The following is a 24739-nucleotide window of genomic DNA, read 5'->3' as shown; positions in this document are numbered from 1 at the left end:
TATCCGACGTTTGAGCAGCCGAGGCAGCGGCCATGTGAACGAATGAGCTGCGGCACATCATCTATGGCGCCGGCCGGCTTTCCAGCCGAAGACTTTACCGTCCCTTACATTAATGAGAGCCTTGCCACTTATAAATCAGTTTTTTTTTCCGCTATGTGTAAGAGTCGCTTACATGTCGAATCTTCCCCCGATCACCTGCCTACGCTGCTTCGAGTCGGTTGCGAGGCTGGGCAGCGTAACCGCAGCCGCCAAGGAACTGCACGTCACCCACTCAGCCATCAGCCAGCAAATCAAGGTGTTGGAACACATGATCGGCGTCACCCTGTTCGTCCGTGAGGGGCGGGGCCTGCGAGTGAGTGAGGACGGAAGACTGTATGCCTTGCAGATTCGCGAATCCTTGGGCGCAATCGCCGAAGCCACGCGGCTGATCAAGACACAACCGAAATCAACGGAACTGGTGGTCGCCGTTCTCCCTTCGTTCGGTTTCAGCTGGTTGTTGCCCCGCTTGCCACGTTTCCAGCAATTACAGCCGCATATCAGCGTCCGGCTGCAGGCCAGTCTCGCGCTATCTAACCTGGCGCGGGAATCTGTCGACGTCGGGATCCGCATGGGCAAGGGCGACTGGGAGGGGTGGAGCAGCACTTGCTCTTTCATGACGAGACGCTGGTGGTTGCCGCCCCGCACTTCAACGGTGGGGTGCACCCTCAGACCCCTGAAGAGATCATCGGCAGCAACATAATTTTCAACATGGAATCTTGGCAACCTTGGTGTCAAGCCGCTGGGCTGGATAGGGAAGTGCCGCGCATCGGCCTGTGCAGCAACGACTCCAACTTGGTACTCCAAGCCGTACGTTTGGGCCAGGGGATCGCCCTGGAGCGCCGCAGCCTTGTGCACGACGCCATGCAACGAGGGGAGTTGGTTCAACTCTCCCCCGTGATCGCGCCCTATCCCTACCCCTATTGGCTGGTATTGCCCAACCGTGAGCGTTCGGAAACAAAGCAGCAAGTGTTCTCGAGTTGGCTGAAACACGAGGTCGCTGAATATCTGAACGAACAGGATCATGGCAGCAAGCAGCATCGACCAGCCCACCTCACCCGCCCTGCCGAGCGCGATGCAAGCCTTTAAACCTTGACCGGCGTTCTGGTTTTCCAGAGTGACAGCAACACGCCGCCAATCAGCAGGCCAATTGTAACGCTTAAAGAAATTTCGGCAGGCACCTTGCCAACAATGTCGTGCAGGAATATTTTCGCGCCTATGAAAACCAGTACCAGCGCCAAGGCGTATTTGAGATAGGCGAAGCGGCTTATCATCGCAGCCAATGCAAAATACAGTGCGCGCAAACCGAGTATTGCGAAAATGTTCGACGTATAGACAATGAAGGGGTCCTGCGTGATGGCAAAGATCGCTGGCACACTGTCAACAGCGAACACCAAGTCGGCGCACTCAATCAGAATCAACGCGAGAAACAGCGGCGTCACCCATAATACCCGCCTGCCGGAGGCATCAGGTACACGAACAAGGAAGTGCTGACCGTGCAACTCGTTAGTCACACGTAGATGACTGCGTAGGTACTTGACGAAGCGATTGTTTTCCAGGTCGGGCTCATGGTCCACGCGAGCGAACAGCATTTTCACACCCGTGAATACCAGGAAGGCGCCGAAGCAGTAGAGAATCCAACTGAACTGCGTAATCAGCGCGGCGCCCAGGCCTATCATGATGGCCCTCAATACAATGACACCCATGATCCCCCAGAACAGCACTCTGTGCTGAAATTCTCTGGGAATGGCAAGAAAACTGAAAATGAGGGCAATAACGAACACGTTGTCCATGGACAACGACTTCTCGATCAGAAAGCCAGTCACATAGTCCATGCTTGCGTCGCTGCCTTTCTGGAAATACACCCAGACAGCGAACAGCAGGCCCATGCTGATGTAGCCAGCTGACAGGAGCAGGCTTTCCTTGACACCGATTTCTCGATTCCCACGATGGAGAACCCCTAGGTCAAGCGCCAGCAGCGTCAACACGACAGCGAAGAATGAAAGCCACAGCCAGAGATCAGTGCCAAGCACGTCTTGGGAGAGATACGTATTAAGGGCGGACATGAGCCCCTCCTATTTAGTCGTAGTTTAACAACTATGACTCCGACATGGCGGCTACTTACCGTCAGAGGGGCCCGGCGTCACACCATCAGATTTTATCCAGCGCGAAAATGTTGCAAGGGGGAAAATTTTGCTATTTGTTTCTTCTGTGACTTCAGTTTCCGAACGCCATGACGATGGCACTCAATACCAGACACAAGCTCGCCACGACCGTCAAACGTACCCGCATAGGCATATACCAGCCGGGCATGAAGTTGGCCAGTTTACGGTCTTGCCAAAGGTGCACGGTAAATCCTAAAGCCAGTACCCAACAGCCCCATGACACCGGTAACAACATGGCAACCCAGCCGATCAGGGCTGGCATGACACTCCACACAAGCCGCTGTTGTCGCTCAATAGCAGGCAAGGCCGGCAACGTCATCGCGAAGCCCCAATGCAGGGCTCCGACAAAACTCAGTATCACGGCCCCATAGCCAACCAACGCTTCAGCCAGGTTGTCTCGATACTCACCGCCAAAAAAAACCAGCAGTGCCAGGCCCAGAAATGGCAGCAAGCCACCGTAGCCCAAGATTGTAAAGCGGCTCGGAGATAACGTATCGAACACTGTACCCATGGGTGCGCCCTCCTCCACGGCTCAAAACGAAAGTTCAGCTGTGTCGGCCAATCAGCGTGAGGAATTCATGCCGCGTCGTCGGGGAGTCTCTGAATTCGCCTAGCATGACCGAGGAAATCATCACCGAGTTCTGCTTTTCCACACCACGCATCATCATGCACATGTGCTTGGCTTCGATAACCACCCCAACCCCTGCCGCATCGGTCACTTCCTGCATGGCACAGGCAATCTGCCTGGTCAGGTTTTCCTGAATCTGCAAACGGCGGGCAAACATGTCCACCAAGCGCGCTACTTTGGAAAGCCCTAGTACTCGCCCTGTTGGCAAATACGCGACATGAGCCTTCCCAATAAACGGCAACATGTGGTGCTCGCATAACGAGTACAGTTCAATGTCGCGAACGACAACCATCTCGTCATTCTGGCTTTCGAACAGCGCCCCGTTGACGATTTCACCCAAGCTCTGGGTATAGCCATTGCATAGGTATTGCATCGCTTTGGCAGCACGCTGAGGCGTATCCAGGAGCCCTTCGCGCTGCGGGTTTTCACCCACGCCAACAAGGATTTCACGGTAGTTTTCGGCTAGCGAATGTGACATTTGGAGGCCTCACCTTTGCAACGTTGCCCGCCATCGGGATGGGGTAACCAGGCCAGACTTGGCCTCAAGCGACAGAACAATTTGTAAAAAACCGAAAGCACTGGACGCAACGGGCGCCACGCCAAGGGTGCTGCCCAAAGACCCAAACCAGCAGCACGCCAGGCCCACAGGGTCGCGTCCAAGCCGGTGACCCACTGCCCGTTCGCGAACCTTGCGTGCAAACAGGACCGTAGTTCCTCAATCGTCAGGCCCAGCGGTGTGGGATCGAACTCATCGCTGTCGATATCGACCAGGATGAGCTTTGCTGCCGTGCAACGCCTGCGCAGAAATGCGACCTCCCTTGCACACAATGGGCAGGCCCCGTCAAAGTAAAGTGTCAGAGGCCACTCGCAATACATGTACAACACCTCATTCATGTACAGGTTTTTGTACAAGTTAGCTGAAGCCAAAAAATACGCAATAGGCAAGATGATTGCGACGACCGCAGAATGCCCTAACTCAGACACCCTTCGAGCGCCAGCGCATTTCCAAGCGCAGCACCCGAAGCCGTGTTGTCGAAGACGCACCATGTTGCCACACCGGCAGCGTGGCTGCGCCGCAGCCGTTCAGCCAGCTGTAGCAGGTATTGTTGGGAATACTCGCTGCGGTAGATGCGCGGTTCGCCGTGCAGGCGCCAGTAGACCAAGCCTGGCCAGCCCGCGGGTTGTGCGTCGGTGCCAAAACGCGAAGGGCTCGCCGCCACTTGAGCGATATGCAAGTCGACCAGCATCGACTGCGCTGCTTGCCAACTGGCGTGCCTGGGTTCGACCGCCACCGGCCCGGTATGGCGCTGGCGCAGGCGTTCAAAGAAACGCCGGTCGCGGCCATCATCATGGGCCAGCGATGGCGGTAATTGTACGAGCAGGCAGCCAAGGCGGTCACCCAGGTGTTGGCATTGCCCAAGAAACGCATCAAGCGCTGCTTCAAAGCGTTCCAGTTGCAACTCGTGGGTGATGTGCTTGGGTAGCTTCACCGCAAAGCGGAAATCCGCCGGTACAGCGCAAGCCCAACGGGCATAGGTCGCCGGCAGGTGCGGCCGGTAGAACGAGCTGTTGATCTCGACGGCACCCAGCCGCGCGGCATAGCGCTGCAGGTGGCTACCCGGCTGCGAGAACGCCGCGGCGTACTGGCGCGGCAAGCTCCAGCCCGCGCATCCCACGTGGATCATCATGGCACTCCAAGGCTCGCCGTTGCTGTAATGGAGTCGCCAGGTGCACTTGTTGTTCCATCGCAGCTACCCTCGGCGCGCTGGGGCCCATACCTATCACTGAGCATGCCGCCGTGCGGTTTTTGAAATCCGATCGACCTATGGCGCCGTCAGGGCATCCCATGAAAAGACCGTCATATCAATCCAGTCACCCAGGAGACCCACTGCTCATGAATGACCGCCTGATAGCCCTGTTCACCGAGACTACCTTGTTCGGCATTTCCATACTCAATTGGCTGCTGGCCCTGGTGGTGGCCATCGCGACCTTCCTGGTCGCCCGCGCCGCCATCAGCTTCCTGCTGCACCGCATCCGGCGCTGGGCCGAACACGACGGCGTGCTCAGCCATGTGCTGGCCAAGGTGATGGCCGGCACCAGCAATTTCCTGCTACTGCTCGCGTCCTTGCTGGTAGGCCTGAGCATGCTCGACCTGCCCGAACGCTGGCTGACGCGGGTCAGCAGCCTGTGGTTCGTGGTCGCCGCCCTGCAAATCGGGCTGTGGGCCAACCGCGCCATCGGCCTGGGGCTGGATCGCTACTTCGCCGGTCAACGCACCGACGGTCTTACCCAGGCCAGCGCACTGGCCACCCTGTCGGCGTGGGGGGCGCGGGTGCTGCTGTGGTCGGTGGTGGTACTGGCGATGCTGTCCAACCTGGGCGTCAACATCACTGCGTTCGTCGCCAGCCTTGGCGTCGGCGGCATCGCCGTGGCGCTGGCCGTGCAGAATATCCTCGGCGACCTGTTCGCCTCCCTGTCAATCGCCGTGGACAAACCCTTCGAGGTAGGCGACTTCATCGTCATTGGCCCGTTGGCGGGCACCGTTGAACATGTGGGCTTGAAAACCACACGCATCCGCAGCCTGGGTGGCGAGCAGATCGTCATGGCCAACGCCAGCATGATCAGCAGCACGATCCAGAACTACAAACGCCTGCAGGAACGCCGCATTGTGTTCGAGTTTGGCCTGTCCTACGACTCGCCCACGGAGGCCGTGAAAAAAGCCCCTGGCATCGTTGAGGAGGCTATCAAGGCGCAATCGCAGGTGCGCTTCGACCGTGCTCATTTGCGTGGTTTTGGCAAGGAAGCGTTGGAGTTCGAGTGCGTGTACATCGTCCAGGACCCGGGCTACAACCTGTACATGGACATCCAGCAGGCGATTAACTTCCACCTGCTCGAGCGCTTTTCCAAAGTGGGCGCCAAATTCGCGGTACCGGTGCGGGCGATCAAGGTCACCGCATTGCCGCAAGAAGCCAACTTGTCGGTGCCAGGGCGCGAGGGCCTGGGCATCAGGGGCGCGTGAGCGCCCACCCTCAGCTTCCCCGCGTTGCAGCGTGCGCGGGGTTCCCAGCCGCCCCTTGAATCGCTTCGAACTTAGAGGCTCCTTAATACTCGTAGCGTTTAGACACACTAAATGGCAAACCGAGGTCGACATGAAGATGATCCATGGCACATCACATTTTCGGCCTTATACCTCTGCAGCGGGCGGCTGGGGGTCCGCCCACTCCGTGCTGAATATCCTTTGGCGCGAGCAGGCACTGATCAAAGGCACAACCGCCCTGCTCAAGCTGAACAAGCCCAGGGTTTCGCCTGCGTGAGCTGTGCCTGGGCCAAGCCAGGCGACCCTCACGCCCTGGAATTCTGCGAAAATGGTGCCAAGGCCACGGCATGGGAGTTGACGTCACGACGCACCTCGCCCGATTTCTTCAGGGCCCACTCCTTGACCGAGTTGCGCGGCTGGTCGGACTTCGACCTGGAGCAGCATGGCCGGTTAACCCACCCAATGCGTTACGACAAGCACACTGATCGCTACCAGGTCGTGACCTGGGAGCAAGCCTATAAAGCCATCGGCGCGCAGTTGCGCGCACTCAGCCCCGACGAAGTCGTTTTTTATGCATCAGGGCGCGCTTCGCTGGAAACATCGTTCATCTACCAGTTGTTCGCCCGTGCGTATGGCACGAACAATCTTCCTGACAGTTCCAACATGTGCCACGAAAGCACCTCGGTTGGCCTGCAGGAAAGCATCGGGGTCCCGGTTGGCACGGTCACACTGGCCGATTTCGAGCATACCGATTGCATTCTGTTCTTCGGGCAAAACGTAGGCAGCAACAGCCCGCGCATGCTTCACCCGCTTCAGGAGGTGCGCAAGCGCAACGTCCCGATCATCACCTTCAACCCGATCCGGGAACGTGGGCTGGAGCGCTTTGTAAACCCCCAGTCCCCCACTGAGATGCTCGGTCCGCAATCCACAGTCATCAGCACTCAGTACCACCAAGTGGCCATCGGCGGTGACACCGCTGCCGTCATGGGGGTGGCCAAGGCACTTCTGGAAATGGAGGAAAGGGCCAAAAGCAACGGCCAACCGTCCGTACTCGATCACGATTTTCTCGCGCAGCATACAGAAGGCCTCGCTCACTTCATGGAGCGGGTGCGACGATACCCATGGACTGAACTGGAGCAACGGTCCGGCCTGAGCCGAAGCGCGATGGAGGCCACGGCCACCGTTTATGCACGCAGCGAGAAAGTGATGATCGTCTATGGCATGGGCATGACCCAGCATCGGCACGGGGTAGCTAACGTGCAAATGCTGGTCAATCTGCTCTTGCTGCGCGGGAATATCGGTAAACCAGGGGCCGGTATCTGCCCGGTCAGAGGGCATTCGAACGTTCAGGGCCAACGCACGGTAGGCATCACCGAAGACCCTGCGAAAGTACCCTCAGACAAGATCGAGTCGCTGTTCGGCTTCAAGATCCCTGAGCACAAGGGCCGGGCAACGGTCGATACCTGCGAGGGCGTTCTCGATGGCAGTGTGAAGGGGTTCATCGGGCTTGGCGGTAACTTTCTGCGTGCCGTGCCCGATACCAGCCGGATGGAACCCGCGTGGGCGCAGCTTAGCCTTAGTGTGCAGATCGCGACCAAGCTCAATCGCACCCACTTGGTCCCGGGTGAACACACCTGGCTGCTGCCCTGCCTGGGTAGAATCGAAATCGACCGGCAGCTTGGCGTTGAACAGACCTATACCACTGAAGACAGCACCGGCTGCATCCGCGCCTGGCGCGGCCACGCCGAGCCCGCGGGAGAACAGCTGCGGTCGGAATTGGCGATTATCGCAGAGTTGGCCCTTGCGACGCTGGGCGACAGAATCGCCATTCCCTGGGCGCACTGGAAGCACGACTATGCCCTGGTTCGTGAAGCCATCAGCAAGGTTTATCCAAGTATTTTCCATGACTTCGAGACGCGGATGTGGGAGCCCGGCGGGTTTCACCGCCCGCTCGGCGCATCTCGTCGCCAGTGGGCCACGCCCTCTGGGAAGGCTCAATTCATTACGCCAGCCACGCTGGACGAAGATGACGACTTACTGACAGGTGAAGCCGGCCGTGATGTCCTGCAACTGATGACGCTCCGCAGCAATGACCAGTTCAACACCACGGTATACGGTTACGACGATCGTTTCAGGGGCGTAAAGGGCACGCGCAAAGTGGTGTTCCTCAACCGCAACGATATCGTTCGCCTGGGCTTCGTACCGGGGGGGTGGGTTCGCTTGCGTACAGCTGTTGAACCGACTGTACGCCGCGAGGCAGGCCCTTTCCAGATCATCGCCTACGACATACCGGTGGGCTGCGCCGCCGCTTACTACCCAGAGGCCAACGCCCTAGTGCCCCTATGGCACCATGCCAAGCGGAGCAAAGTGCCCGCCGCCAAATCGGTGCCTGTCATTCTCTTGCATGCTTGGCCAGATGCTGAGGATCTTGCGCGTGCCGTGCCGGAAGCAGATCAGGTCGTCTAGGCAGGTTTCGCACGCCTGATACCGGTGACCTTGTTCTACAACACCTTCGGCTTGCGTGTCTCCAGCGGTAAACATTCATGCCAGGAATCAGCATTGAGTAGGGTTGCCGCGCCCGCCGGGCATACATTAGGCCACCACTGAACCGGTTGGTCTGAACTTTACTCGCCCTACTGCCTTCCCCTGCATACACCCCAATTTCTGTAATGCAGGAGCAAGACCATGAGAGCACTGACTTATCACGGCGCCAACGATGTCAGGGTCGACACTGTCCCTGACCCTGTTCTCCAGGACCCAGACGACATCATCCTGAGGGTGACCGCTACTGCAATCTGCGGATCAGACCTTCACCTCTATCGAGGCAAGATCCCGGAAACGGAACACGGCGACATTTTCGGCCACGAATTCATGGGCATCGTGGAGGACGTCGGCAGAGGCGTAACGAACCTGCAAGTTGGCGACCGCGTAGTGATTCCATTTGTGATCGCTTGCGGAAGTTGCTTCTTCTGCCAGCACGATCTATTCGCCGCCTGCGAAACGACCAATACCGGCCGCGGATCGATCATCAATAAAAAGGCCATCCCACCCGGCGCAGCGCTGTTTGGATACAGCCACTTGTATGGCGGGATCCCAGGAGGCCAAGCCGACTATGTCAGGGTGCCCAAAGGCAACGTCGGGCCATTCAAAGTGCCTACGACCCTTGCAGATGACAAGGTCCTGTTTCTTTCCGATATTCTGCCTACCGCCTGGCAAGCGGTCATGAACGCGCAGATCGGCCAAGGTTCATCGGTGGCGATCTATGGCGCAGGGCCGGTAGGGCTGCTGAGTGCCGCCTGCGCGCGAATGCTTGGCGCGCACACCGTGTTCATGGTCGACGACAATGACTATCGCCTGGCCTACGCCCAGGACGCCTACGGTGTCATCCCGATCAACTTCCAGAATGATGACGACCCGGCCGATAGCATCATTCGCCAGACGCCCGGAATGCGTGGCGTGGACGCGGTCATCGACGCCGTGGGGTTTGAAGCCAAAGGCAGCACTACAGAAACCGTGATGACGGCCTTGAAACTCGAAGGCAGTAGCGGCAAGGCCCTGCGCCAGAGCATTGCCGCTGTGCGTCGTGGTGGCATCGTCAGCGTGCCCGGGGTGTACGCGGGCTTCATTCACGCGTTCATGTTCGGTGATGCCTTCGACAAGGGGTTGACCTTCAGGATGGGGCAAACCCATGTGCAAAAATATCTGCCCGAGCTGCTTGAGCATATAGAAGCAGGCCGGCTGCAGCCCGAGCTCATTGTCACCCACCGCCTTGCATTGGAGGAAGCAGCCATGGGCTACAAGCTGTTTGACCAGAAAGAGGACAACTGCCGCAAGGTGATCCTTGTTCCAGGCGCGGCTCCTGGCACATTGGGCCCTGACTACGTATAAACCTCACGGAGCTCGCACCATGATCGATCAAACGACAGGCATGAAGCCAGGTGAACGGTATTGCGTTGAAAACATCGAGCGCGCCCACTCGTTCACCGGCTTTTTTCAGGACGGCAAGTATTACCTCGGCCCAGAGCTTTTGACGGCTGTCGGCTGGCTGGAAGGTGACCGGTTCATCTACGATAATCTCGATGCTGCAGGGGAGCCTATTTTCCCTGGGCGGGTAGCCGGCACTATCAGCAACTTGACCTTGAACCTGGTGGACGGTACATCCCTTCAGCTCTCACCTATTGCGGCCGATCAGCCCATCACGGCGCCGACACACGACGCCGTTTTCTCTGCCGCGCAGCCACAGCCATTGAGCGGTTCGCCTATCAAAGGCCCGGCGCAGCCTAGTCTATTGGGTGGCTGCAAAACCCCGAAAGACAAAGCCGTCTTGTTGCTGAGTGCAGCGGTTATCGGGCTGCTCGCGGGGGTTGTGGTGGGCCATTTCCAACGCCGAGACAGGTGAGCGATACCGCAGGGCCATCGGTCCATTGGCTGGCAGATGCCGCCTGGGTTGCGCTTGGGTAGCAATCCAGGCGTTCTGATGGGGATAGCGGTAGGTGGCATACCGCCTACAGCGGTTTGTGACTCATGCGTGTGAGGGGCAGATGCGGGAAAAACTCAATTGGGTAGCCCGCAGACGAAATGGCCCATGGCTCAGTAACCACGATGACCGCCGCTACCGTCATCAAAGGACAATGTATTGATTCCGTCGGCGCAACCCGGCATGCGGCCCCTCGACAAGATGCACGAAACGCCCGCCCACTTGGTCAATGGGCAGGCAGTCGTCAACATCCAGCACTGCATCATTGTGAGCTTGCGACCAATGCGCCCTGGCCTGTTTCTTGCCCTTCGCCATGGCCTCTCGTTTGTCCTTCGCGACCACCAGTAGATAGTCGTGCGCCTCGCCAAAAGCCTGGGCGTCGTACCCGCCCAAATTGATGAAATAGAGCCGCAGGGATTCAGGCGAAGGCGCCAGCGGGCTGAGCTCGATGCGCCATCTGTCTACCCCATCGACGGCCATCCAGGCATCGATGTGCACGCCTTTGGGGCTGCCAAACCAACCGTCCCGTAGTTGCGGGTAGGCCTGCTCCAGCGTATCCGCGGCTGCAAACACAATGTCGTGAACCTCAATCTTTGCCTGGGGGTGTTTGCCCCCAAGCAGCACCACGAAAAGCATCTAGTCGTCCATCTTGGTAAAAGTTCACCGAGCGCCGGCAAGCGCCAGGCTCGGTATCAGATCGGTTCGGCGCTGAAGGCTGGCGCCCTTCGCGGCCTTGCCCGCGCGGTGGAAGGCCTTCACGGCTGCGCGACCAGCCGGTCGTACCAGGCTGCATAAGGAGTGTTGGTAGCCTTGTGACGGTTGTAATCAGGACTACCGTCATCCCACCACACCGGCCCACGCTCGCCTAATGCAACCTTGGCATAATTGACCGCTGCCCGAGCCCGCCCTAAAGCGGCTGCATCTTCGCAGGCCTTCGCCTGCTTCACCGCTCGCCTTGCCTCCATCAGCGCGCGCACCAGGTGCTGGCGCGCTTCGTCTGAAAGCCCGGGATTGCTGCAGCGCCAGAGCTGGCCGTTGACAACGAAATAGCGCCCGTCCGGTGTGCGTGGGTATTTGGCGCCGGTTTGCGAGCGGCTCATTTGCCCGCCCGCAAAAAATCAGCCCACTTGCGCACCAGGTAATTATGCTCATCCATCACTGAGTTCCAGACCCTGATACGGCCCACACGCTCGGCGTAGGCGCCCCCTTCGCGTAGCTGCCCAGGCTCGATCAGCGGTTCGCCATCACTGCCCAGCAACTGCTCGCGGGCTGGCTTGCCCTCGTACCAGTAATCCCACTCAGCCGCCGACAGGTGATCGCGCGCGCGCAGTGGATTGGAAATGTAGAACCCTTGCCGGGCCATCATCGCGCCTGGCCAACCTGCCAACCACCAGTTCAGGTAGGCATAGGCCGCATCCTTCACCCCACCCTCAACGGCACGGGACAACGACAGGCCACCAAACCAGCCACGGTACCCCTCCCTGGGCACGGCCTGGCGGTACTGAATGCCTTCGCGGTGCAGCTGCATCAAGGCAGGCGACCAGACACTCTCGATGTGCACCTTGGGGCCCAGCATCAGCTTGCCTGCGTCGCGGTCATCAGACCAGAACGCGGCGAAATGGCCTTGGCGCTGAAGCTTGATGAGCACTGCCGCAAGCTGGTCGATCTCGTCCAGGCGCAGGTTCGCGATCACATCGAACGTAGCCAACCCCTTGGCCTGCACAGCCAGTGCAGCGTCCAACGCCCCGATGGCTGCATCGCTCTGCAACGCCACATGCCCACACCAGTTGGGGTCAACCAACCACGACCAGCTCTCGTTCTCAACGCCGAACCCCGGCGGCAGAAGGTCCGGCCTGTAGGCAAAGCTGTCCGCGTTGTGGGTCAGCGGCAGCATGCTGATCCAGTCTGTCGGGCAGTTGGCCAGGGTCCGGTCATGCTGAACATACAGCCGGTCGCAGGGCAGGCTGCCGCCGGCTAGCTCATCCCCAGCGTGCAGCCGGCCCCGCTTGGGCAGGTCGTTGATCTCCTCCCACAAGGCGACCCGGCGGATGTCGATGGGCTGGATGGCGCCGGCCGGCCAGACAAAATCCATGCTATGGAACCATTGGTCGTACAGGTCATAGCGTTCAGGGTGCATCAACGCAATGCGTTGAACGGTCTGCACGTCGTGGATCTGGTACTCGATGCGAATGCCCAGTTCTTGCTCCGCGCGCAAGCGAATGGGCTCCAGTAGGGTGACCGATGTGCCCAATACCCGCAACGTGACCGGGCCACTCATGCCGCACGCCCCAGGCGCTGTAAAAAAGCCTGAAAAGAGCGGCGCAGCAGCTGGATATCCAGATCGCGCACAATGATCACCAGGCGCGAGCGCCGCGCCTGCCCAGGCCACTGGCGCAGATGCATGGGCGGATGCAGGCAGTGCTGTACGCCGTGAATGACGATAGGTTGTTCAGCATCGATCACATTCAAGATCCCTTTGACCCGCAGAATTCGGTCTCCGTGGCATCTTAGCAGCATCGACAACCAAACCCCGAAGGCAAGCCAATCCAACGGTGTTTCGTACTCCAGTGCACACACCTGGGCGCCGCCGTGGTGCGGCTGCCGGGTGGGCGCAAAAAGCAGCCACTTGGCGACCTCCTCATCGGGCTCCAGGCTTCTCAGCCCCTCGCCCAGAAGCTGCTCATCGCCCTGCCCGACCGTGCTCGCCAACGCGATCGATGCGGTCGGGTTAAGGGCTTGCAAGTGTGCCAGCAACGGGTCGAGCACCGTAGCGCTGACCAGGTCTGCCTTGCTCACCAGCAGCCGATCGGCAGCCGTGACCTGGCCCAGCCACTCGGGGTGAATCCGCTCCTGAAGCAGGGCGTGCTGGGCGTCGACCACCGTCACCATCAGGCCCACGTGATAGCGGCCGCGCAGTTGTGGGTCTCGCTGCAGCGTGGCAAGAATGGGCGCGGGATCGGCCAGGCCCGTGGTTTCCAGAAGCACGCGGCGAAAAGCCGGAACCTCCCCGCGCGCACGCTTGCCGTGCAGGTCGATCAGCGCTTGCTTCAGATCCCCCCTTACCGAACAGCAGACACACCCACTCGGGAGTAATACCGTGTCGGGGGCAACTTCCTGCACCAGCACGTCATCGATCCCCACCTCCCCATACTCGTTGATGAGCACCGCCGTGTCGCCCATGTCCGCATTGGCCAGCACCCGCTTGAGCAAGGTGGTTTTGCCACTGCCCAGAAAACCCGTCAGCACATTGATCTGCAGGCTCATGCCGACGCCTCCAGGTGATCGAGGATTCGCGGATCCAGGGGGTCAAGGGAGCGCCCCAGTATGCTTTCGGCGGTCTGCCAGAGCTGATCCAAGCCCGAGGCAACCCCTTGCTTGCCGGTAGGGCCTTGCACCAGATACGACGCCCCCTGCACGTCACTGACCTTGAGCCTGAAGGGTGCTACCACCTGATTGATCGCGGCGATACGCCGCAAGCGCTCGCGGCGGCCGGGGAGGCTCGTGTCCAGGGGGTCGCTCCAGTGCGCATCCTCACCGATCAGGCCGCAAAGTCCACACATGGCTCACCTCAAGGCATTACATCGCCGGAATTGGGGTTAAGGGTTTGGCCGACGAACAGGTTGCCGCCAGGCTCGCTCGCCAACAGCACAGCGATCGGTGCCACTTCGTCAGCCTTGCCGAAGCGGCCCAACGGCAGCTCCTTGGCCTTGGCAACCTTCCACGCCTGGCTGATGCCCTCCACCAGCGGGGTTTCAATCGGCCCTGGCGCCACGCAGTTGACCAGTACATTATCTTTGCTCACCTCCAGTGCCAGCGACTTGCTGAAGCCGATCACGCCGGCTTTGGCTGCCGCATAGTGAGCCAGTTGTGCACCGCCCTTGATCCCCAGCTGGGAGGCGATGTTGATGATGCGCCCCCACTGCTGCTCCAGCATGTGCGGCAGCGCGCGCTGGCTCGCGACGAACACGCTGGTCAGGTCCACCCGCAGCATCTCATCCCACATTTCCTGGGTCAGGTCCACACAGGGGGCCTGGGTCAGCATGCCGGCATTGTTGACCAGCACATCGATGCCCCCCAGCGCTGCGACGCACGCATCTACACCGGCTTGCGCACCCTCCCGGCTACCCACATCAGCGACAGATTCGATCACCTGCGCGCCGCGGTCGCGGCATTGGTTCGCGACCACCGCCAAACGCTGGGGGTCGCGGTCACACAACACGAGCAGCGCGCCCGCATCGGCGTAGGCATGGGCGATGGCCGCGCCGATGCCACTCCCCGCGCCGGTGATGACGGCGCGGCGGTTCTGCAATGGTTTCATGCTTGTTCTCCTCGCGGCCGCAAGGCGAGCTTGCGGCGCAGCAATTTCCTATTCAGGCCAGCGCACGGTAAGGCCGCCATCGATCACGATGCTCTGGCCGGTGATGTAGCTCGACGCGGGACCAGTCAGGAAGCAGACCAGGTCAGCAACCTCGCTGGCGCGCCCTACGCGCCCCAAGGGGATCGCCTTGCCCGCCTTGGCCAGGCCCTCGGCACCCAGGGAATTTTTGCTGTCCAGCGATTGCGGGGTTTCGATCAGGCCGGGAATGATGGTGTTGCAACGGATGCCCCTGGGGGCGAACTCCACCGCCAGGGAGCGGCACAGCCCGGGCACCCCAGCCTTGGCCGCTGCGTAATGCGCGTGGTCCTGCCAGCCATACACGCCACCGGCAATCGACGAAATGGCCACCAGTGCGCCGCCTTCACCGATGTGGCGGCTTGCGCTGCGGAAGGTGCGCATCACGCCGGTAAGGTCGACGTTGAGCATTTCATTCCATTGCTCGTCCGACATTTCCAGCAGCGGCGCCCGGCGCAAAAGCCCAGCGTTGGCCACGGCATAATCGAGCCGACCGAAGCGTTCGACTGCCGCGGCGGCGATGGCGTCCAGTGAAGCGCTGTCGGTAACGTCCATCGCCATCATCGAACATTCGCCGCCGGCCTGGGCGACCAAGCGCTGCGTTTCAGCGGGGTCATGCGGGTCGGCGGGCAGGTAGCCACCCATCACGCGCACGCCCATCCGGGCGTACGCGACGGCGACCGCCTGGCCAATGCCACTGGCAGCCCCAGTGACCAATGCTACGGGTCGAGACATGTGTGCAACTCCTGGTTATTTGACTGAAAGAGGTTCGACATGTCGGGCAGCAAGCATGATCAAGCCCGATAGGAAGCAAGGCAGCGCGCCGAACCAGAGCGCCGCGCTGTGCCATTCACCGCCGGTGGACAACACGCTGGTAATTCCCAGCCCGGCGACGATGGCGCCGATCGGCCCCATGGCATGCACGATGGCGCCGCCTGTGGCACGAATACTGGTGGGGAAGCTCTCGCCCATGAAAAACAACATGGCGGAGTAAGGGCCGGTCAGGAAGAACAGGCCAAGGCTGTAGAAAGCGATGACCGTGACCAGGTCGCTGGGGCCCTGGATCATGGCGAAGAACGCCAAGCCGCCACACATCCAGCCCAGCGCTACGGTATTGCGCCGGCCAATCCGGTCCCCTAGCCAACCGTGAACCAGGTAGCCGATGAAGCCCACCAGGTTGGACAACACCAGGATCCACAAGGAGTTCTCGAACGACAGCTTGTGAACACTCACGATCACCGACGTGCCCAGCACGCTGAACACCTGGATAGCCGACCAGTTCAGCAGGATCGCCAGGCTCAAGACCACGGTCGGTCGCAGGGCCGCCCCACGGAAGGCAGCAGCGACACCGGCTTTGGCGTGCTCGTCGTAATCGACGTTGTACTCGCGCGCCAGGCTGCGTGCGGCAGGTTCTTCGCCCGCTTTGCGCAACTGGTGGATGCGCTGATGCACCTGGAACTGGGGGCTTTCCTTGAGCTTGCGCGCCAGGATGGCGACTACCAGCGCAGGTACAGCGGCGAAGATGAAGCAACCCTGCCAGCCAATGTGCGGCAGCAACAATGCCGTCAGGCCTGCTGCGATCAACGCCCCTACCGGCCAGCCGCTTTGCACCAGGCTGTAGACGAAGCCGCGGCGCTTGATCAGTTTCGGGTCGGTCGACGCTGCGTACACCTCGGTCAGGTAGGTAGCGTTGACCCCTTCTTCGGCGTAACCCAGCCCTGCCACCGAACGCACGGCAATCAAAGGCCCCTTGCCCATGCCGGCACACACTGCTGTCAGCGCAGAGCACAGTGCGGTGCCGCCAATAGTGAAGATGATCCCGCCACGGCGCCCGATCTTGTCCACCAGCGGCCCGACAATGAAGGCCACGACAGCGCCGCCGACCGCTACCCACGTGGCAATTTCCGCCTGTTCAGCTTCACTCCAGGTGAAATGCCCGCCCATGACCGGCAGCAGGGTGCCGAACAAGATGAAATCGTAAACTGCAAAAACCCAGGCGAAGAAAGCAATCCAGGTTGCGTATCTGACATCTCTGGATTCCAGCTGTACCGGTTTCCAGGTACCAGGCTCGGTCACAGGAGCCGTGGTGGTGGCTTGCGTAGTGGTCATATCGGCGCTTCTCTTGTTTTTGATCCGCTTGAAAACGTGCTAACCGAAGCAGTGGCTCAACGCTTGCGCGGTTGGCGCCGGATAAAGTCGTCGGCGATTTCGTCCATGGTGACGAACTTCACACCTGGGTGGCTTTTCATGTGCTCGATAAGCCGTTCGAGCATGAGCAGCACCTGAGGCCGGCCGGACACATCGGGGTGAATGGTGATGGGGAATACCGCGTAGTCATTCTCCCGGTAGACCCAGTCGAACTGATCACGCCACATCTCTTCAAGGTGGCGCGGGTTGACGAAGCCGTGGCTATTGGGCGATTTCTTGATGAACATCATCGGCGGCAAGTCATCGAGGTACCAGTTGGCCGGGATCTCGACCAGATCGGTCTCTTCACCGCGCACCAAGGGCTTCATCCAGGTATCGGGGTGCTGGCTGTAATCGATTTTGCTCCAGCTGTCCTTCACTCGAACGTAGTAAGGGTGGAAGTCGTTGTGCATCAGGCTGTGGTCGTACTTGATGCCCTTCTTCAGCAGCAGTTCGTTGGTAACGTTGCTGAACTCCCACCACGGCGCCACATAGCCCGTGGGCCGCTTGCCTGCCAACCGGGTGATGATTTCAATCGACTTGTCCAGAACGATTTCTTCCTGTTCCGGCGTCATCGCGATCGGGTTCTCATGGCTGTACCCATGAATGCCCACTTCATGCCCCGCTTCAACCACCGCCTTCATCTGCTCGGGGAAGGTCTCCACCGAATGGCCCGGGATGAACCAGGTTGTGCGCAGGTCATATTTCTTGAACAGCTTGAGAAGCCGCGGTGCGCCTACTTCCCCGGCAAACAGACCGCGCGAGATGTCGTCGGGCGAGTCCTCACCCCCGTAGGAGCCCAGCCAACCGGCTACCGCGTCCACGTCGACGCCAATCGATACAAAAATTTCTTTTGTCATTATCTCGACCTCTTGGTTATTCAATTGATTGCAGGTACGCCGCTGCCTGCCCGATGGGCTGACTCAAAGCCCGACGCACACGTAAGGCTCGATCGCCAACGCAGCTCGCAGCAGGGCCTTGTCGTTCCCACTCGAACTCGAAAGCAGCAGGCTGGTAGGTAGCCCTGCCTCCCCCTTGCCGCTTGGCAACGCAACGCCAGGCATGTCCAACATGCTGCCCGGCATGGTCAGCCGCAGGGTTGCCAGGTTGGTGGCAACGAATAGCTCAGCGTCCTCTTCCAGCGGTGCCAGCAGTGGCGCAACATGGCCGACGGTCGGGGTTACCAGGAATGCCCCGTCCAGCTCGCGTGCGATCTGTGCTTTCAGTGCTTCGGCAGCCTGGTACAGCAGCACTTGCTTGCTGGCTGGGTAGGCACGGGCGCCCTCCAGCCGCTTGCGCACACGGGGGTCCAGTTGCTCGGCCTGCGGGCTGTCGAGCAGCCCTTGGTAAAGGGCAAAAGCCTCGGCGCCGCCCAGCCAACCGATCTGCTCGATCACGTCCAGTGCTTGCTGGAAGGCTGGGACAGCTTTGTGCTCGACCACCGCGCCAGCGGCCGCCAACCGCTCTAGTGCCGCAACAAGGTTGGCCCTGACTTCTGGTTGAATGCGTGCATCGCCCAGCAACTGCGCATCCACGCAAAGCTTGAGCCCGGCGATGGGCAGGGCAACGGCGTCTAGCGGCATGCCAAGGTGGTCGCCCAGTAGCAGGTTGTCGAGGACGATGGCATCGCGCACGCTACGGGTAATGGGCCCCAGCGAGTCGAGGGACCGTGCCAGGGGGGTGACCCCCTCGAATGAGTACCGCTTGGCACTGCTGCGGTAGCCGACCAATCCATTGAACGCCGCCGGCACCCGGATGGAGCCGGCAGTGTCGGTCGACATGGCGATAGGGGCCACACCTTGGGCCACCGCAATTGCCGACCCCGATGACGAGCCACCCGGCGCGCGTGCGGCGCCGGCGAAGCCCGGGTTGGTTGGTGTGCCGAAATGGGGGTTGAGGCCCAGCCCCGAATACGCCAGCTCACTGAGGTTGGTCTTTGCCACGCTGACCATGCCCGCCCGGCTGAGCGCCGTGGCCAGTGCACAATCACGCGGCGCCGGTTGCGCGTGCAAGCGCACCTTCGCGCCTGCAGTGGTGATGTGGCCGGCCAGGTCGTACAGGTCTTTCCAGACTACCGGTACCCCATCGAAGGCAGACAACGGTTGCCCGGCTTGCCAGCGGCACCTGGCCGCAGCCGCTTCGCGCAGCGCCCGCGCCTCGCACAGGGTGATGAATGCAGCCGGCACCTGCTGAGCGCTCACCAGCGCCGCTTCCATCGCAGTGACAGGGTCGTGGGTTCCCGCGGCAAATTGCTTGGCCAGGGAAAGCGCATCGGCAAGCATGGCAAAACCTCTTAAATGTATATTTGTTTGATAAGTACATTTACGTAAGCATGCGTCGTGCCAACCTTGTGAAGCGGTTTATAGAAAAGTCCCCGCGCCGCGTTGGCCAAGGGTTGGCGATGGCGCGCGATACCCAAGTCCAGACTCGCATCTTGGAATGTATGTTTTACTGGATGATACATTTTGGGGTGTTCGGTAACAGCCTGCCCCAAAACCGTTCACAGCGGTGTCACCGGCGACCGGTCACATCTCGCTTCGCTTGTGCGAAACTGGCCTCCCACGCTTCACGAGAACCCTCTGATGTCTGCTACCCAGCCCCTTGAAGACCGCCCGGCCTCTCGTTACGAGATCATCCGTAACACCCTGCGCGATGCGATTCTGGGAGGGCAGACGGCGCCAGGGCTGGTGCTGGTGGAGGGGCCTTTGGCAGAACTGTTCGGCACCAGCCGGGTACCGGTTCGTCAGGCCCTGAACCTGCTGCATGAGGAAGGGCTGATCCGCCGCTTCGAGGGCCGGGGCTTTCTCGTCGACCCCCAGGGCACCAGCGAAACCCCGTTGCGCGCACCGCTCACGCGCAAGCTCCTGGGGCTGGAGCCACAAGAGGACCTGATCGATTACCGCCCGATAGGTGAGCGAATTTACGACCACCTTGCCCAGACGGTCGTGCGGTTCATGGTCTTTGGTCATTACCGGATCGATGAGCAAAGTGCCGCCGAAGAACTCAACGTCAGCCGGAATGTCGTCAGGGAAGCGTTGATGCGATTGCGCGACAAAGGGCTGGTGGAAAAAGAGCCGTACTCGCAATGGCTCGCCGGCCCGCTGACGGCCCAGGCGGTCAAGCACGATTACGAGCTACGGATGCTGCTGGAGCCAGATGCCCTGCGCCAAGGCGTCGAGCATGTCAGCCGCAGTGATCTTGAAGCGATGTTGCACCGCGTAGTCAGTGCGCAGGCCGCCGGCCGTGATGTGAAGCGCGCCGACATCGAACAGCTCGAGCAGGACCTGCATGTGACCTGCATCGCCGGCGTGGCCAATACGCGCATGGCAGCAGTCATTCGCCAATGCCAGATCCCCATGAATGTTGGCCGGGTCTTGCACGAAGCCCTGCAGTCCAGCAATGACGAAGCCATGCTGGTGGAGCACCGCCTGGTCTTCGAAGCCTTGCTGTACGGCACCGTCGACACTGCCTGTTCATGCCTGCGTGACCACCTGTGCAAGGCCCGCGAACGGACCTTGCAGCGGCTCAAGGTGCTGTCGGTGCTGCCCGAACCTGACGCGCCGGGCTATCTGCAAAGGCTGGCCTGAGGCGTCGGCGGGCCTGCACCCTCCCCGCGTTAAAAAGCGTACCGGGTGCTGAACATGACATTGCGTGGCTCACCGTAGTAGCCGGTGAAGAAGGTCGGGTCCAGGGCGCTGAAATACTGCTTGTCGAACACGTTGTTGACGTTGACAGAAGCGCTCAGCTGCCGGGTGATATCATAACGCGCCATCACGTTGAACACGGCATACTGTTCCTGCGTTGCCTTGCCCTGGCTCGTCGTCAGGCTCATGCCACTCTGCCAGTTCAGGCCCCCGCCGATGGTCAATGGGTTCAGGTCCCCTTGAAGACGGTAGGTCGTCCAGAGCTTTATCAGGTTAGCCGGTGCTTCGGTTCTGATGCGCTCATGGTCGGCATCCTTGGTAACGCTATGGCTGTAGCTCGCGCTGACATGCCAGTCGGGAAGCACTTCGCCAAAGATCTCCATGTCGATACCGCGCGTCTTCGCGCCGGCCACCGCGCGGTAGGCCGACTCGCGCACCGTGCCTTCCACGGTTTCACCCGTGGGAACCCCTAGGTTGTCCTGTTTTATTTCATAAAGGGCAATGGCCGTGTTGACGCGGCCGTCGAAGAACTCGCTTTTCAGGCCAACTTCGTAGTTGTCCCCTTGCCTCGGCTCCAGGTTCCTGCCGTTTTGCTCTCGTAGGGCTTGAGGCTTGTAGATCGTCGTGTAGCTGGCGTACACCGAATGAATGTCGTTGAGGTCATACACCACCCCGGCATAAGGCGTTACGAAGCCGCTTTCACGGCTTTCGGCAGTGCTGGACGAACGCGTGTAAGGCGGGTTGTAGATGGCTTTCTTCTTGTAGCTGTAGTCACCCACGCGCGCACCGACAATCAGCGACAGATCGTCCGCCGGCTTGAAGCGTGCAACCATGTACGCCGCATCCTGGCGAATCGTGGTGTCGTCATTCATCAGTTTACCGACCGAAGTCGGCCGCTCGGTGTCGTTGTCCCAGGTATGGATATTGGCCGGGCGCATCTCCAGGTCGTCATCGTCCGGGTCGCTGTAGTCGTTAAACTGCGAAGCGCTCAGGCCCAATACCAGTTCATGCTCGCGGCCCAGGAACTGGAACGGCCCTTGGGCCATGGCGTCGAGACCCAATTGCCGCTGGGCGCCATAGCCATCTCCCCCGTAAAGGTAGGCGCCCTCACCTGTTTCACGGTCAGGTGCCCCACCACTGAGCGAAGCCAGCGAATATTCCCGGGTGCTGTACATGTTGTTCACGGCCAGCTTCAGTTTCCAGTCGTTGGCCAGGCCGTGCTCAAGGGTCGCGAAAGTATTGAGCGTGTTCTGCTGGCGATAGCTCCAGCGTGCCCCGGCGTTGATGGAGCGTGGGAAGTCAGTCTGCCCGCCGTCGCTGTAGAACAACGGGAAGCTGGCGAAGGATACGCCACGCGGGTCATTCTTCTGGTAGTCGAAACCGACTGTCAGCAGCGTACTGTCGGTAACGTCAGCTTCCAGAATGCCGTAATAGGTCTGCTTCTCCTGCTGGTAGTGGTCAATGAAGCTATTGCCCTGCTGGTAAGCCATGACGGCGCGGCCGCGCAAGCGCGCATCGGCGGTCAGCGGGCCAGACACATCCACCTCGGTGCGATACGTGTCCCACGAGCCTGCGCCGGCACTGACCGAGCCTTGGAACCCGGCGGTTGGCCGCTTGCGGACCAGGTTGACACTGCCAGAGGGGTCGCCGCCACCGGTCATCAAACCGGTGGCGCCCCTGACGATTTCGACCCGGTCATAGACCGAGGTATCAATCAGGCTCTGCGGGCTTGCGCTGGTTTGCACGATCAAGGTGGTCGGGATGCCATCGAACTGGTAACTGTCCAGGGCATACCCACGCGAATAGATGTTCACGCGTTCACTGTCGATGTTCTGCACGGAAAGGCCTGGCGTCTGTTTCAGCACATCGCTCAGTGTGGTGAGTTGCTGGTCTTCCATGCGCTGGCGCGTCATCACGCTGACCGTTTGCGGGGTCTCGCGCAATGACAAGGCAAGCTTGGTGGCGGCGTCGGTGGCACCCGTGGTGTAGGCGCCGGTCCCTTCCGTGATGGCGCCCAGGCCCGCTGCATCGATGGTGGTAGCGCCCAGCTGCAGGGCCCCGCCGGCTTCCATGCTGGCGAGTACGAACCGTTTTTCGCCAGCCTGCACAATGCGCAACCCGCTGCCCTGAAGCACATGGGCGAAACCTTGTTCCACCTCGTAGCTACCGTGCAGCCCTGGCGAGCTCAAGCCCGCTGTTTGTTCCGAGCTGAAGGTGATCATCACGCCGCTGGCGGCAGCGAGCTGACTCAAGGTGGCGGCCAACGTGCCCGCAGGGATGTCATAGTCGATCGGCTTGGCCCAGGCAGGCGTCAACGCCAATACCGCGCCAGCAAAGCACAGGGCCCGTGCTGTGGGTTGGCCGCAAAGGCCAGAAAAGAGGGGGCGTACTTGCATGAAAAGTTTCCTGTCAGCGTTGGCAATGGGTGCGTCTGATGCGCACATGCAGGTAGAGCCGAAACAGGAATGAAAATCTGTTACCCCTCTATGCAGAAAAATTCACCGTCATGCCGCCTGGCGCTCCAGCCTTACCCAGTAACGGGTCAGGCGGCGGACCCGAACCGGCAGTGAGGCCTCCAGGTTGGCCAGCGCGCCCTCGGTATCGTCGAGCAGAAAAGTGCCGGAGAGCCGCAGGCCGGCGATATCAGGCGAGCAGCTCAGCACACCGTGGCGATAGCGGGAGAGCTCGGCCAGTACCGCATCCAGGCGCCAGTCCACGGCAACCAGCATGCCGCGCGCCCACGCAGAGCCCTGCTCTGGCGCTGGCTGCAGGGGGCCTATGGTGGTTGCGCTGAAGCTCACCGCCTGCCCCGCTTCGGCGCGCAGTGCCTGGCCGAGGCCCAGTTGCGGCCTGACCCGCACGGCATGCGCTTGCACGGCAACCCGGGTAGTGCCATCGTCCTGACGCACCGTGAATCGGGTGCCGAGCGCCTCGACACGCCCCTGCGCAGTCTGCACGCTCAGGGCGCGAGGATCTTTTGCGGTATCGACCAGAATGGCACCTTGGCGCAACACGATCAGCCGTTGCTGGGCATCGAACAGCACATCCACCCGTGTGGCGGTATCCAGCACCAGTGCACTGCCATCGGCCAACGTCAGCCGCTGGCGTTGGCCGACGCCCGTGCTGTAGTCGGCGGCGAAGGGCGAAGCCCGATAGCCTGCCCAGCCGGTTGCACCGAGCCCGAGCAGCACGGCCAGCTGTTTGAGTACCGCCCTTCTATGCTGCCGTGCCTGCTCGAAGGTGGTGGAGACCACGCCGGCGGGTGCCAGGCTCAACCGGTGTTGCAACCGTTCTACACGCTGCCAGGCTTGTGCATGCGCGGGGTCGGCATCCAGCCAGGCCTGCCATTGCGCGCGAGTGGCTTGGTTGGCGCTACTGTCATTGAGGCGAACATGCCATTCAACCGCCTGGGCCAGCACCTGGTTCATTCGCCGTCCATCAACAGGCAGTGCATCAGGCCCTTGGCCAGGTGCTTGCGCACGGTGCTGACCGATACATTGAAACGCTCGGCTGCCTTTTCATACGTCAGCCCATCCAGTTGCACCGCTAGGAATATCTGCCGTGTACGCAGCCCCAGGCCGTCGAGCATGCGGTCTATGGCCAGCAGGCTCTCCAGAATGATTGCCCGGGTCTCGGCACAGGGTGCATGAACGTCCGGCCTGGACGCCAATGCTTGCAGGTACGCCTGTTCCAGGCTGCGGCGGCGGTACAGGTCGATGACCAACCCGCGCGCGATGGTCGCCAGATAATGACGGGGTTGCTGCAGCGAATGGGCGGTGCGCGCGACCAGTACCCGTACGAATGTGTCCTGGGCAAGATCGGCAGCATCCGCCGAATTACTCAAACGTTCGCGCAACCAGCTACGCAGCCAACCGTTGTGATCCTGATACAGCCTGTGCAGGTGTTGATGGTGCGTCGTTTCCGTCACCGATCCGGACATCTTGTAACCCACGCGAAAACGAGAATAGGAATTCATCGCGATTGTAATGGGCTTGTATCTCGCTGGGAAGCTGTGCACCACCGCTAGCGGGTAGTTCACTTGAGTGTGAGTAACACCCAATGGGGCTGCTGCGCAGCCCATCGCCAGCAAGCCAGCTTTCAAAGGGATCGCATCAGGGCTGACAGGTGTTTGTCAGAAGATATGCAGCGCCTGTGAGATCGAGCGCCGCCCG

At 60.6% G+C, this 24739-nt stretch carries 21 protein-coding genes and 3 pseudogenes; 6 read left to right on the top strand and 18 right to left on the bottom strand.

The window, feature by feature from the left end:
- Nucleotides 1–112 precede the first annotated feature (112 nt).
- Nucleotides 113–1125, top strand: a pseudogene (locus tag ACF8SD_RS08840) (LysR substrate-binding domain-containing protein).
- On the opposite strand, the gene ACF8SD_RS08835 reads toward ACF8SD_RS08840, so the two are convergent.
- The 5 genes from ACF8SD_RS08835 to ACF8SD_RS08815 form a co-directional block, all read right to left on the bottom strand.
- Entirely contained in the window at nt 1122–2102 is a 981-nt protein-coding gene (locus ACF8SD_RS08835) for a TerC family protein (RefSeq protein WP_173889237.1), read from the bottom strand. The pseudogene ACF8SD_RS08840 and the gene ACF8SD_RS08835 sit on opposite strands and share 4 nt — an antisense overlap.
- Nucleotides 2103–2253: 151 nt before the next feature.
- Nucleotides 2254–2712 (bottom strand): DUF3429 domain-containing protein, encoded by a 459-nt coding sequence (locus tag ACF8SD_RS08830; protein ID WP_173889239.1) that lies wholly within the window; start codon nt 2710–2712, stop codon nt 2254–2256.
- Between the two features lie 34 nt (nt 2713–2746).
- Nucleotides 2747–3307 (bottom strand): GTP cyclohydrolase I FolE, encoded by a 561-nt coding sequence (gene folE / locus ACF8SD_RS08825; RefSeq protein ID WP_173889241.1) that lies wholly within the window; start codon nt 3305–3307, stop codon nt 2747–2749.
- Nucleotides 3292–3705: a thiol-disulfide oxidoreductase DCC family protein gene (locus ACF8SD_RS08820; RefSeq protein ID WP_173891696.1), complete on the bottom strand. Its 414-nt coding sequence runs from the start codon at nt 3703–3705 to the stop codon at nt 3292–3294. The genes folE and ACF8SD_RS08820 overlap by 16 nt, the downstream gene beginning before the upstream one ends.
- Before the next feature lie 95 nt (nt 3706–3800).
- Entirely contained in the window at nt 3801–4514 is a 714-nt protein-coding gene (locus ACF8SD_RS08815; protein ID WP_173891697.1) for a DUF72 domain-containing protein, read from the bottom strand.
- A gap of 209 nt (nt 4515–4723) precedes the next feature.
- On the opposite strand from ACF8SD_RS08815, the gene ACF8SD_RS08810 reads away from it, so the two are divergent.
- From ACF8SD_RS08810 to ACF8SD_RS08795, 4 genes and pseudogenes are all read left to right on the top strand, one after another.
- Nucleotides 4724–5848, top strand: coding sequence for a mechanosensitive ion channel family protein (locus ACF8SD_RS08810; RefSeq protein ID WP_173889243.1), 1125 nt, complete (start codon nt 4724–4726; stop codon nt 5846–5848).
- A gap of 130 nt (nt 5849–5978) precedes the next feature.
- Nucleotides 5979–8332: pseudogene (locus tag ACF8SD_RS08805) on the top strand (FdhF/YdeP family oxidoreductase).
- A gap of 219 nt (nt 8333–8551) precedes the next feature.
- The gene (locus tag ACF8SD_RS08800; protein WP_173889247.1) at nt 8552–9754 is read left to right on the top strand and encodes a zinc-dependent alcohol dehydrogenase; all 1203 of its coding nucleotides are present in this window, start codon (nt 8552–8554) and stop codon (nt 9752–9754) included.
- Nucleotides 9755–9773: 19 nt separating this feature from the next.
- Nucleotides 9774–10139 (top strand): annotated as a pseudogene (locus ACF8SD_RS08795) (short-chain dehydrogenase); the annotation flags it as partial.
- A 348-nt stretch (nt 10140–10487) separates the two neighbouring features.
- On the opposite strand, the gene ACF8SD_RS08790 reads toward ACF8SD_RS08795, so the two are convergent.
- The 10 genes from ACF8SD_RS08790 to ACF8SD_RS08745 all read right to left on the bottom strand — a co-directional run bounded on the left by ACF8SD_RS08790 (nt 10488) and on the right by ACF8SD_RS08745 (nt 19205).
- The gene (locus ACF8SD_RS08790) at nt 10488–10979 is read right to left on the bottom strand and encodes a DUF1543 domain-containing protein (RefSeq protein ID WP_173889249.1); all 492 of its coding nucleotides are present in this window, start codon (nt 10977–10979) and stop codon (nt 10488–10490) included.
- 119 nt (nt 10980–11098) lie between these two features.
- On the bottom strand, nt 11099–11443 hold the full coding sequence (locus tag ACF8SD_RS08785; RefSeq protein ID WP_173889251.1) for a hypothetical protein: 345 nt from the start codon (nt 11441–11443) through the stop codon (nt 11099–11101).
- The gene (locus ACF8SD_RS08780; RefSeq protein WP_173889253.1) at nt 11440–12621 is read right to left on the bottom strand and encodes a PotD/PotF family extracellular solute-binding protein; all 1182 of its coding nucleotides are present in this window, start codon (nt 12619–12621) and stop codon (nt 11440–11442) included. The genes ACF8SD_RS08785 and ACF8SD_RS08780 overlap by 4 nt, the downstream gene beginning before the upstream one ends.
- Nucleotides 12618–13607, bottom strand: a complete 990-nt coding sequence (locus tag ACF8SD_RS08775) for a GTP-binding protein (RefSeq protein WP_173889254.1) — start codon at nt 13605–13607, stop codon at nt 12618–12620. Before ACF8SD_RS08775 ends, ACF8SD_RS08780 begins: the two co-directional genes overlap by 4 nt.
- Entirely contained in the window at nt 13604–13903 is a 300-nt protein-coding gene (locus ACF8SD_RS08770) for a hypothetical protein (protein WP_173889256.1), read from the bottom strand. The genes ACF8SD_RS08775 and ACF8SD_RS08770 overlap by 4 nt, the downstream gene beginning before the upstream one ends.
- Before the next feature lie 8 nt (nt 13904–13911).
- The gene (locus ACF8SD_RS08765; RefSeq protein WP_392484224.1) at nt 13912–14661 is read right to left on the bottom strand and encodes an SDR family NAD(P)-dependent oxidoreductase; all 750 of its coding nucleotides are present in this window, start codon (nt 14659–14661) and stop codon (nt 13912–13914) included.
- A gap of 48 nt (nt 14662–14709) precedes the next feature.
- Nucleotides 14710–15471: an SDR family NAD(P)-dependent oxidoreductase gene (locus ACF8SD_RS08760; protein WP_173889260.1), complete on the bottom strand. Its 762-nt coding sequence runs from the start codon at nt 15469–15471 to the stop codon at nt 14710–14712.
- A gap of 15 nt (nt 15472–15486) precedes the next feature.
- Entirely contained in the window at nt 15487–16845 is a 1359-nt protein-coding gene (locus ACF8SD_RS08755) for an MFS transporter (RefSeq protein WP_392484223.1), read from the bottom strand.
- Between the two features lie 56 nt (nt 16846–16901).
- Complete coding sequence (locus ACF8SD_RS08750; protein ID WP_173889264.1) at nt 16902–17783, bottom strand: polysaccharide deacetylase; 882 nt, start codon at nt 17781–17783, stop codon at nt 16902–16904.
- 63 nt (nt 17784–17846) lie between these two features.
- Nucleotides 17847–19205 carry an amidase gene (locus tag ACF8SD_RS08745; protein WP_392484222.1) on the bottom strand — a complete coding sequence of 453 codons (1359 nt, stop codon included), beginning with the start codon at nt 19203–19205 and terminating at the stop codon, nt 17847–17849.
- Between the two features lie 300 nt (nt 19206–19505).
- Here ACF8SD_RS08745 and ACF8SD_RS08740 point away from each other — a divergent pair, with 300 nt between their 5' ends.
- Nucleotides 19506–20510 (top strand): GntR family transcriptional regulator, encoded by a 1005-nt coding sequence (locus ACF8SD_RS08740; protein ID WP_173889268.1) that lies wholly within the window; start codon nt 19506–19508, stop codon nt 20508–20510.
- Between the two features lie 29 nt (nt 20511–20539).
- On the opposite strand, the gene ACF8SD_RS08735 is transcribed toward ACF8SD_RS08740, so the two are convergent.
- The 3 genes from ACF8SD_RS08735 to ACF8SD_RS08725 form a co-directional block, all read right to left on the bottom strand.
- Nucleotides 20540–22963, bottom strand: coding sequence for a TonB-dependent siderophore receptor (locus ACF8SD_RS08735; RefSeq protein WP_392484220.1), 2424 nt, complete (start codon nt 22961–22963; stop codon nt 20540–20542).
- Between the two features lie 108 nt (nt 22964–23071).
- Nucleotides 23072–23995, bottom strand: coding sequence for a FecR domain-containing protein (locus tag ACF8SD_RS08730; protein WP_392484218.1), 924 nt, complete (start codon nt 23993–23995; stop codon nt 23072–23074).
- Nucleotides 23992–24507, bottom strand: coding sequence for a sigma-70 family RNA polymerase sigma factor (locus ACF8SD_RS08725; RefSeq protein ID WP_392484228.1), 516 nt, complete (start codon nt 24505–24507; stop codon nt 23992–23994). Before ACF8SD_RS08725 ends, ACF8SD_RS08730 begins: the two co-directional genes overlap by 4 nt.
- Nucleotides 24508–24739: the final 232 nt, after the last annotated feature.

Origin of the sequence: Pseudomonas sp. CJQ_9, from assembly GCF_043106615.1 — a bacterium.
Lineage (GTDB): Bacteria > Pseudomonadota > Gammaproteobacteria > Pseudomonadales > Pseudomonadaceae > Aquipseudomonas > Aquipseudomonas juntendi.
This window is presented reverse-complemented; position numbering and strand designations above follow the sequence as displayed.